The sequence below is a fragment of the Anabaena azotica FACHB-119 genome (assembly GCF_014697625.1).
GTDB classification, from domain to species: domain Bacteria; phylum Cyanobacteriota; class Cyanobacteriia; order Cyanobacteriales; family Nostocaceae; genus Trichormus; species Trichormus azoticus_A.
This window is the reverse complement of sequence record NZ_JACJSG010000094.1, coordinates 1-10,270: the sequence shown is the minus strand read 5'-3', so window position 1 is coordinate 10,270 and position 10,270 is coordinate 1. Positions and strand designations below refer to the sequence as shown.

At 41.9% G+C, this 10,270-nt stretch carries 9 protein-coding genes; 3 read left to right on the top strand and 6 right to left on the bottom strand.

Annotation, left to right across the window (positions count from 1 at the left end):
* Positions 1–1,287, bottom strand: a 1,287-nt coding sequence (locus tag H6G83_RS33835) for a hypothetical protein (protein WP_190480402.1), incomplete at its 3' end; no start/stop codon positions are given.
* A 36-nt stretch (positions 1,288–1,323) separates the two neighbouring features.
* Between H6G83_RS33835 and H6G83_RS33830 the strand changes: the two genes are divergently transcribed.
* Positions 1,324–1,872, top strand: a complete 549-nt coding sequence (locus H6G83_RS33830; RefSeq protein ID WP_313937768.1) for a hypothetical protein — start codon at positions 1,324–1,326, stop codon at positions 1,870–1,872.
* 310 nt (positions 1,873–2,182) lie between these two features.
* Here H6G83_RS33830 and H6G83_RS33825 read toward each other — a convergent pair whose 3' ends face one another.
* From H6G83_RS33825 to H6G83_RS33805, 5 genes are all read right to left on the bottom strand, one after another.
* Positions 2,183–2,611, bottom strand: coding sequence for a hypothetical protein (locus H6G83_RS33825; protein WP_190480401.1), 429 nt, complete (start codon positions 2,609–2,611; stop codon positions 2,183–2,185).
* A 200-nt stretch (positions 2,612–2,811) separates the two neighbouring features.
* Positions 2,812–3,225, bottom strand: coding sequence for a hypothetical protein (locus tag H6G83_RS33820; protein ID WP_190480399.1), 414 nt, complete (start codon positions 3,223–3,225; stop codon positions 2,812–2,814).
* Between the two features lie 3 nt (positions 3,226–3,228).
* The gene (locus H6G83_RS33815; protein WP_190480397.1) at positions 3,229–4,422 is read right to left on the bottom strand and encodes an AIPR family protein; all 1,194 of its coding nucleotides are present in this window, start codon (positions 4,420–4,422) and stop codon (positions 3,229–3,231) included.
* A gap of 285 nt (positions 4,423–4,707) precedes the next feature.
* Entirely contained in the window at positions 4,708–6,015 is a 1,308-nt protein-coding gene (locus H6G83_RS33810; protein ID WP_190480395.1) for an acetate and sugar kinases/Hsc70/actin family protein, read from the bottom strand.
* 62 nt (positions 6,016–6,077) lie between these two features.
* Positions 6,078–6,542 (bottom strand): hypothetical protein, encoded by a 465-nt coding sequence (locus H6G83_RS33805; RefSeq protein WP_190480393.1) that lies wholly within the window; start codon positions 6,540–6,542, stop codon positions 6,078–6,080.
* 559 nt (positions 6,543–7,101) lie between these two features.
* On the opposite strand from H6G83_RS33805, the gene mobV reads away from it, so the two are divergent.
* Complete coding sequence (mobV, locus tag H6G83_RS33800) at positions 7,102–8,799, top strand: MobV family relaxase (protein ID WP_190480391.1); 1,698 nt, start codon at positions 7,102–7,104, stop codon at positions 8,797–8,799.
* A 107-nt stretch (positions 8,800–8,906) separates the two neighbouring features.
* A partial coding sequence (locus H6G83_RS33795) for an ATP-binding protein (RefSeq protein ID WP_190480389.1) occupies positions 8,907–10,270 on the top strand: 1,364 nt, incomplete at its 3' end.

The following is a 10,270-nucleotide window of genomic DNA, read 5'->3' as shown; positions in this document are numbered from 1 at the left end:
TACACAAATCTCACCATTTTTTAACTCTTTGGATGGGATTATCATGCCTCTATCAAATGTGATAGCTCTGCCGATGGCAATATCACGCCACTCTTTTTGGACAAATCTACTCAATTCCTTCCGTACTTTCTCAGTTTCTAAAAGCTGATTATGACCCCCATTTAGGTCAGCTTTGATGATTTTGTACATCAACAAATCATCTTTAGGTGATGCTTCATCTTCATCATCTATTTCCAATTCTTCTTCATCTTCATTTTCACTTAGCAATTCTAATTGCTTTGCAAGTGTTCCATCTGCAATTTGCTCAGTAATTGTTTGCTGTAGTGAGGCGATTTGTTTCTCGGTGAAAGCCTTGCGCTTCTCATATTTTTCACAATAGAGTTGAGCCAGTTTCCTGGGGTCAGACTGCATTTCGGCTAATTTTTTAGCCTGTGCTTCTAGTTCCTCAGCGAAGTCTTTGATGCCTTGTGGGAAGGATGCTATCAGTTGAGATATTGCTGTCTTCCCTTGTTGAGACTGAGACTTTTCACCAAGCCAGATTTTCTGTCTATATAATCCTGGTTGAATTTGTGGCTTAATAGCTCCACCGGGGCGATCCTTGTCTGTACCTTTAAAACTGGATAGGGGGAGAATGATATCGATTTTGGGTTCATTATCTTGAATTGCATATTTTAACCTGTTTAATTTATTTGGTCTTAATGTCCCTTTACCAAATCTATATTTAGTATCCTCACCATCAGTTTCTTTCCATCCAAAACGATGCTGAATCACACGATAACTTTTATCTGACTGTTCTTGACGTTTAGTTAATTTATCATAAAGTTCTGTTGATATTTGTCCATAACAGTCACCTACTAATTTAAACGCTTCTTCCCTATCAATAATACCTCCATTCTCTCCTTTCTCTTGAGAATCATCTACAACTAAAATATTTAACTCTTCATGAAGCGAATTTCTACAAGCACCTAGAAAAATTGAACCGTATGCACCACGGTCTTTCCTATCTGGGCAGAGTTTTTCAATTTCTGGTAAACATTCTGGAGAGCCGTATAGTAACCTTGATTTAGAAGAAAGTAACAGAATATGTCCATCTGGATGATTTCTTAAATCTTCTGCTTTACTATACTCATCTGTATGTCCAAAAGAGAATTGTTTATCTGGAAAGTAGAATTCAAGTAGAGTATTATCTAACTTTTCCGTTAGAATTGAGTCAGGGTTTTTCGTATTTCCATCAGTGTGAATCCACTGGTTCAATCTAGTATCGAAATGCTTAAATTCTAAAGTCATAATTTTTACGAAATTTTCAAGTTTTGGGAGGTAAATGTGTCAACAACTATGAATATGTCCAGAACCAAACGCTGGCTCAACATGAATGGCAAAGAGTTCAATTCAGACGGAACCTTAAAGCCTGAAGCCAGAGAGAAAATGTTAGCCCAAGGGATGGCTGATGGTGCAATTGACAGTTATGCTCGTAGGTCTAAACAAGAATTTGATGAGTGGCAACGCTTAGACCAAACCGAACCCGAACCCTGGCCCATATACACCGCCTATGACTTTTTCACAGAGGAAGAAAAGCGGCAATTTAACCCAGATGGCTCTCTCAAACCAGAATATAGGGAAAGAGAACTGGCCAGTGGAACCAGCGAAGATTGGTTGGATGAAATGCAACGCCGCAAGATACTGGAGGTCAATAACTATAACAATGTGTCTGCTGAATACGCCGAACAAGGTATTAACTTTGGTAAAGAACAAATGGAAGAAAAGCTAGCCTCCATCCGCACATATCCAGAACGCCTCAAACAGATGCAGCAAGACTTAGCTAACTTTGAAGAACCAAGTTCGCTGCCATTTGACCCTGACACAGATTGGTAGCCACCAGATCATATTTGAGGTAAGCTGGAAGTATTCAACGACAACACTTCCAGCTTTTTCAATGCTCATGCGTTGCTAATTCGACTGCCGTGCGATGGCGCAGAGCGCTCAAGCGCGTAGCTGATCGCTAGGGGATTTAAGGGGCGATCGCACTAACTCGTTTTTAGTACTAAAAATGCGAACCGAGTTTTTTCCTAGTTTCAAATGTTCGCCAAATAAGGTTTTCAGCTTTTTGGATGCCAGTTTTTGCTAGCTAATATTGTTCATTAATGCCGACACACACACCAACAAGCGATTGACACTATTTGTTTCAACGATTGTTGAAATTACCCTGCTTTAGCTCCACCCCAGGCGTTGCGCCCGGAGCTTGCTGTTCTATAGCCGGAGGGTTTACACCAAGGGAAGGCGATCGCACAACGGACTTATTGCAAGCGGCGGCGAGGAACGCAAACAATCCTAAAATAGCGAAAGATGTAATAAACACTTGCTGTACGGATAAAAATACAGACCGTTCTTTTTCCTTTTGAACAGCAATTCGATTAAGTTTGTCCTGAAATGCCGAGAAATACAGATAGTCTAATACTTTTTGACATAAGGTAGGGTCTTCACCTTGCTGTACTTTTTGGCACAGGAGAGTTTCTAGTTTTTCTCGGCGGAGAGTGGGGGTTAATAAATCTTCTTCACCCCACAGTTTTACTTGGGTTGTATCGGTGGGTTTATCAATACCTAATAAAGTCATATTATCGCCTCATTTAATTGTTGAGTTAGTTGAGGGAACAGGTGTAGTAAAGAAATCAACTACAACCTACTGTGAAGAAGTGGAAAATGGAACTCTATACCTAACTCAACAAGTTTAAATAGGCTGTAAAAAAAGAACTAGCTACTTTCGTGTCATTTTTTTTTAGTACAAACGTGACTAGTAAAATTGGGAAATATGTGCTATATTTCCCAGTCCAAATCTTCAGTATCTTTAGTTGGAGATAGGGATAAAGCCTGAGCCTTGGGTGTTGTTTGGGGTGAGTCTGATTCCAGAGGATTTGTCCCATCGTGAAATATTTCAATAGCCAGAGTCCGCCCATCGCCGTCAATGTCGCTATTCAAGAAATACTCCAGAACCTGCGGCGGCGCACCATCGACCGCCGCTTGTGCTAGCAAGGATTTGACAAACTGGGGAGATGCTTGACTGCTTGCCAGTACCTTCAATGTCTGCTCGGCATCAGAGATAGTCATTTTAGAGATATCTTTTACCCCAGCTTCGTCCCAAACATCCCCAAAATACTGTCGATACTGCGAGTTGAACTGTTGTTCCCTTGCGAATCGTTCTAATTCTTGTACTTGTGCGTTGTCTGACATATATTAATTGGCTAATTTGAGTTCAGAGCGTCTGTTGTTTGACTCAACCATTTTCAACAATCGTTGATTTAGGTAACTCTGGGCAGAAACGTAGAGATTATCCCAAATCACAGGGTTGCGACAGATTTTACTGCCTACTGTATTATTTGCCAGCTTCTCTGATATCAAATACTTCTTGTAATAGTTGTCCCATAAATGTTGTAAAAAGTCTTCGGCAAACTCATCAAAGGGAATTATCCAGTTGTAATTCTCGTCCAAAAATACCCGGTAGGCGGCCACAATGGGCATAGCGATATCAGCCGGCGCACTAAAGCCAAATGAATAGCGGCTGTCGGGTAAGAGGGTATTTTTACGCGCATCAATAGAGGCGAGGTCTACCCCCTTTTTCTTAGGGTTTGTGATGTAAGCTTCTATAGTTTTGAATAGTCGCTGTTCAATCCACAAAGCTTTGGGTAGTAGCGGCAATAATCTTGACAACCTTTCTCTTTCTGCGTCAGTTAAAGAGGGGTTATTGCTAACAGGGGGATGTTTACCTTTAGTTTTTTGAGGGTTGTATTTGTTCCTATCTAGACAGTTGATCAACTTAATTAAATGGTTGACATTGCACTGTGGATTTTTAGGCGCACCGCTTTGGTTTTGATAGTATCCAATGCGGAATTTTGTCTCTAGCTCTAGCTCCAATTGGGCTAAAAACTGTTTGATAAATTTGTAATCACCTCTAGCATTAACTTTAGAACGGGCATCTACTGGGGCTGATGTATTTGATGCTAAGGCAATGTCAAGCGCTTCTTCTTCAGTTAAGCCAATGTGAATTGTGACTTTTATCCTGGCTAGGGTCAGGTCATACTTGTAATCTCTGGCTTGTTGAAAGGCTAAAACTGTATGCCCCCCGTTGATGATACCGTCACTACCACCCTCGTTTGCCTGTAAGATTTCTAACTCTAGTTCAGTCCTGCTTGTTGGACTAACTTTATTGACACACAGCACAATTCCGTTGTTTCTCTGAAAGAACTTTTCCGGCTGAGTTGTCAAGCTGTCAAATATTTGTCTGTATGTTGAGCTTTTGCGGTTCGGCTCCCGAATATTAGGTTCTAAGGGTAAGTCAGGGGGGAAACTATCTACATGGGCAGTAGCGATAATGCAGTTGGGATTGGCATTGATGTACTGGTCTACTTTCAAAGTCAAAGTTTTGGGCATGGTTTCTCTTAATGAATAACAAAAACGGTTGATTTAGCCATCATACAGTAGCCATCATTTCTGGAGTAAGAGATACGCTTTTTACAAAAACCTCTCTGTAAATAGATGATGGTTAACGAAGAGGAATTTAAGTTAGTAGGCGCTCTGAGTGCGATCGCCTACAAAGCCGTGAGATAACGACAGCGATCGCACCCTCTTAATGATAGAGAGGCTTGGGCAAGAATTACCCTTACGCACATTGGATTTGACGATGCTAGACAGAGCCTCTGTCTAACATCAAGGTACTTAATTTGAGCTATTGTGATTTCTATTAGATGTTTGGGATTTAAACCCATTGACAGAGAAAAGGTCTTTAGCTGGATTCAAATTGATATTGGGTGGCGCTTGATAATTATCTGGGACTAATTTCTGTTTGCGCTCATAGCCAAAATGTCCATCGAGCATTTTGATATAGTTAATATGCGCTGTCCACACATCAGCAATTCGGTTTTCTAACCCCTGAGTATCAAGCCCTTTAGGAAGAAGCACTCCACCATTCCAAACAATGGGGATGCCAACGCTCTCAAAATATTGGGTTAACGGGGCGCGAATAAACTCCGCCGTCCCCCCGCAGATTAACACTTCATCCAGAACAGCCAGATTTTTCACCCATCTGATTAAAGCTCGACAGTAATCATCAATTAAAGGTGGTAACACCGAGTTAAATAACTTTAAATCTGACTCTACACCAGTTGGGGTAGATTTACGTGAGATGGAACGCAGTGCATTTTGGTTGCCATTTTGCGCTTGCACCAGTAACAGTGCTAATCGTAAATCATCCTTTGATAAACCAACAGCAGTACGCTCCACAAATTGGTGTACCAGCCAACTCATACCTAAATCTGTAGTTTCAAATTTAGCTAAGTTCCCTTTGGATGATAGTAAAAAACTGGCATTACGATAACCCAGCATCAGCAAGCCAATACTCTTTTTATCAAACTCACTACCTAAAGCACGATGACGGTATTCCATAATACCGCTTCCCTCTGGCGAAGTTGAAAAATTGAGTAGTTTCACTTTCAACTGACCTGATGGTGTTTTTACTCCTTTTTTGAGGAGGGGCTTCAATGTTTTACCTAATTCTACACCATCGGCAATTTCTCCTCCCGGCAGCAGCAATTGTGTAAAAGCCTCTACTGGTTGATTCAACCCCAACCCCAACTGACAACTAGCCAACCAAAACAATCCCGCTATTTTTGGCAAACCATAGTGGATTTTCAACTCCTTAATTGCTGGTGTACCGAAAAAAGCCTCTTTAGCTAGAGCGCCTAATACATAATAATCTTTGCCAATTCCTACCCAAGTCGAATCAGGTCGCAACTGTCTAAATGAATGCGTTATTGAATCTGGGCTGGCATCTGCTATTTCTGGCCCCATCGCTATTACTATTGGCACACCTTCTGGGTATATCTGAACAATCCCTCGGTTATGACTGCCACCTAAATCAAACGACGCTGCTATCCTGGGAACAGTTGAAGTTATCTCTTTGTTGGGCGTATTCATACATTTTCCGGCTTTATGTGCGATCGCAAAATAAGATAGGCATTGTCTCAAGAGTCTTATTCACCCTTGAGAGCAATTATTAACTGGTTATTGGTATAGTTAGGACACTTTAGCTAACCAATACCAAACAGTTTATTAACCTGTTCCATTTGTGGTGTTGGTTTTATATCTATCCATTCGTCCAAATCGTCATCTTCATCAGTCTGCTCTAACGCTTGGACTTCTTGTGTCTGGGTTTGGGGTAGACTCGACTCTACACCATTCGCCTGTTGAGCTTGAGTTTCGCACCTTGATATCTCCGTCTTCACTACTGATGGTTCTAGAAATACCTCACGAATTAAAGCCGCTTGTGCTTCCAACTGTCGAATTGCCCATATCGCCCTTTGTCTTAGTTGTTCTCCATCTACCCCATCAGTAGACATGGCAAAAGGCGACCAATGCTGTTTCAGGGTCAAAATCACTATTTCTGGTAGTGTCCCTAAGTCAAATGGTTCGTTTTGCAGATAATTTAGTAGTCGCCCTTCTTGAGTATCTACCGTGCGCTTAATCGTAAAGAATACTTGTTCTTTTTGTTCCATATTTTCCTCTGAGCAAAGTTTTTGTGCAATTATTCATTGCAATGATGTAACTGTTGTTAGGTAGTTCCATTTTCTTTGCACAGCCGAAATTTAGAAATTTCTTATGTACAGTCTAGCTGAAGAAAGTTCTTTTTACAAACTAAATTTTTCACTTACTCAATCTGTGTCTTGAGTTAATTCTCAAATAGAAAAATGTATCCTAAACTACAGTTTTTCAGGTTTAGTCTAGACTTAGTGTAGACTTAGCGCAGACTTAGCGCAGACTTAGCGTAGACTAAGTTTGAGACTGAAAGCTGTTTGTATTTAAGTTTTCCCAGACTAAGCCCAGACTAAGCCCAGACTAAGCCCAGACTAAGCCCAGACTAAACCTGAGATAAACTCAATTTACAGTCAAAACAATTCTCTGAAAAAATATTAAAATAGTCGTACTTACTACGACTATCTTCACTTTTTCGCATTTGGGCGATTTGGCTATTTTGGCAACTAGTCGCCATTGCTGAGATTTTGGCGAAATCAGCATCATAAAAAAATCATACCAAGTTTATCCAAGATGTGAGCCATGAACTACGCGATCGCCCGATTAAAAAAATTAAAGCGGGGTAACATATCAGGTAGTGCATCTCACACTGCAAGGGAACGTGAAACTCCAAACGCTGACCCCAACCAAAAAAATATTAGGTTCATCGGTAGCCTCGACCCGGAGGAAAGACTAGAGGATTTAGTACTAGCTAAAATTGCCGAACATGAGCAGAAGCGAAAGATTCGCACTGATGCAGTTTATTGTGTAGAGTTACTGTTGAGTGCTTCACCGAGTTACTTCCGTCCAAACTGCCCGACCGAAGCTGGGTACTATGAAGGGCAAAAACTGGACGATTGGCTGGAAGCGACTCATCAGTGGTTGGCGGATGAATATGGCGATCGCATAGTGAGGGCAGAATTACACCTAGATGAAGCCACACCCCACATTCACGCTTACTTTGTGCCAATTGATGATGAGGGACAATTGCGCTGTAACCATTTCTTCGACGGCAGGCAGAAAATTCATGAGTTTCAGGATTCTTACTACAACACGATGCAGTTAATTGGGTTGGAGCGTGGGATTAGGGGAAGCAAAGCCAAGCACCAGGACATCAAAGACTTTTACCGCATAGTGGAGGAGGGGCGGGACTTAGAAGTTGATGAACTGAGTGCAGCGCAATTAAAGGCTAAAGCGGCTGACAGGGATAGAGCAACAGAGCGTAAACAGGAAATGGAAGCTACTGCTAAAGCTCTAGCGCTAGAAAATGAGCAATTACGGCAACGAATTGAGCAATTAGAGCAAGATAATCAGCAATTGCGTCTTCTTACCGAGTGGTCAACTGACTTAGCCTTAGATGATGTCGCCTGGGAGTTGGGACTGTGGCGTAAAGGAGATAAATGGGTAGGACGAAACCACATCATTAATATAGATGGCTTTGGATTTACTGACATTGCTCCGGGTTCCCCCATTAAAGGTAATGGGGCGCTCGACTTGGTGAAACAGGTTAATAAATGTGACCAAGTTCAAGCGATCGCATGGTTACATGAGCGATTTGGGGAAGTTGGGGCGCAACGTGCAGCGATGTTCCTTGCTAAAAAAACAGCATCTGACATTATCCAAACCCAAAGTGCGCCCCAATTCACCCTACCCGTTGAGAATAAAGCTAACTGGACTGCCGTTGAACGTTACCTTACTCAAAAACGGGGCATCCCCGATGATTGTGTGCAAATGCTACACCAGCAGGGGCTAGTTTATGCCGACTCAAAAACAAATGCAGTATTTGTGATGCGGGATCTCGACGGAAATACCAAAGGTGCATTTTTACAAGGTACAGCTAATACATTCTCAGGTTATGAGTTAGGTACACTTCGCCGCTCTTGCTGGTTTTACTTTACTCTGGGGAAAAACCCTACTGATAAAACTAGCACTGCTGTCCTGTGTGAGTCTCCGATTGATACCATTTCATTCGCCATGCTGGAATATCAAAAGGAAGGAATACCAGAGAACCGAACACTTTACATAGCAGTAGACGACCCAAGAAGCTTAAAAGTTGAAAGATTAAGTAATATTCCCCATGTACAGATAGCTTTTACACAAAAAACTGCGGCAAAGGCTGTTAAACAACTACTGCCACACTCGACTCAAATTAAGTGCGACTCGGATTGGAATACCCAATTAGTCAATTTTTCTCGTCAACTGCAACAACGCCAACACAACAGCCGAGAAATAGAACTATAGTTGCACAAATGTCAAGTTACTTTCGTGCTATTTTTTTAGGCACGAAAGTAACTAGTAAAGAGCAAGAGCTATGAATAATATTGGGGAAAAATTTAGCGAAAACCCTCATGAGTAATGAGTTAATCAAGCAAATATTTGGATTAATTAAACTTAACAATAAGCTGATAGCTGTCGAGTCTCCATTGCAAGAGAGGCGTAGGCTACTTACTAATTTAGCTAGTGAATGCAAGCGCCTGGACATTAACTGTTATTTGTGGACGATGGAGGATGATGCACTATATCAGTTGAAGGCTAATGAGAATGGGTTAACTTTACCGAAAATTGACCAGTATCAGCAGGCGATTGTCAAAACTCGGCGCGAACATTACTTTGAAATTCTTCGGTTCTGGCAAACTACTGATTTAGAAGGCATTTTGATACTGGAGGGGATATTCCCCTGGCTGGGAGATGTGACTAATGACCCCGATTTTTTCTTAACAGCCGAGTGGATCAAGTCAGCCCTGATTAACCTGAAACTGTACAATCACAATGAAGAAAAGACAGCAATTCTCTTAGGCCCAAACGCTACGGTGTCGTCTGACATTGCCCCCGAAATTCCAACAGTCATTCAACAACTGCCAAGCATTGAGGAGATAAGCACCTACCTAACCGAAGTATTACCTGATTACAGTAAGGGCGATATTCATGCAACTGCGATCGCAGGCGTGGGGATGTACTTAGCTGATATTGATTATGGCATCAGACAGGCGATTGCGCGGAGCGCAGTGCTGAAAGCAATCGCACCTGAAGTTACACCACTGGAGTTAGTAGAAAAACTGTCCGCTTATAAAATTGAATTATTTAAGCGGATTTATAACATCCAGTTCCTGCAAACCCCAAGCACACCCATTGGTGGTTTAGAACTGATACAGGAGGCGTTTAAAACTTACAAGCGCTTGTTGACGGCACTAGCGAAAGCCTATAATCTGCGCTTACCCAAGGGGGTTTTACTCATCGGCCCACCGGGTACGGGAAAATCGTACTCGGCTAAAGCTTGTTCGGCGCAATTGGGGCTACCTCTGATTATTTTGGAGTGGGGAAGTTTTCGCAGCTACGGTAATTTAGCCGAGTACAAATTAAAAAACTTACTCGCACTCGTAGACCGGATTAACCGTGTAATTTTATACCTAGATGATTTTGATAAGGGATTCGCGGGGGATGATGATTTATCCAAACGCCTAGCAGGGATGTTACTGACCTGGATGCAAGAGCGTACAAGTGAGGTTTTAATTATCGCTTCTGCTAACAATATTGAGTGGTTGCCTCCTGAATTAACCAGGAGTGGACGCTTTGACGAGATTTTCAAAGTGGATCTCCCTAATTACGGTGAACGGCACGAAATATTCAAGATTCACTTAGCCCGTTTTGATACTCGTTTCCGCAATGGGGGGGATGGGTACACTGAATCTGAATGGCGCAGATTACTCAAGGT

Excerpts from the sequence above, each read along its gene's own strand:
- mobV (WP_190480391.1), top strand. The coding sequence starts at position 7,102 with ATGAACTACGCGATCGCCCGATTAAAAAAATTAAAGCGGGGTAACATA.
- H6G83_RS33815 (WP_190480397.1), bottom strand. The coding sequence starts at position 4,422 with ATGCCCAAAACTTTGACTTTGAAAGTAGACCAGTACATCAATGCCAAT.
- H6G83_RS33825 (WP_190480401.1), bottom strand. The coding sequence starts at position 2,611 with ATGACTTTATTAGGTATTGATAAACCCACCGATACAACCCAAGTAAAA.
- H6G83_RS33820 (WP_190480399.1), bottom strand. The coding sequence starts at position 3,225 with ATGTCAGACAACGCACAAGTACAAGAATTAGAACGATTCGCAAGGGAA.
- H6G83_RS33805 (WP_190480393.1), bottom strand. The coding sequence starts at position 6,542 with ATGGAACAAAAAGAACAAGTATTCTTTACGATTAAGCGCACGGTAGAT.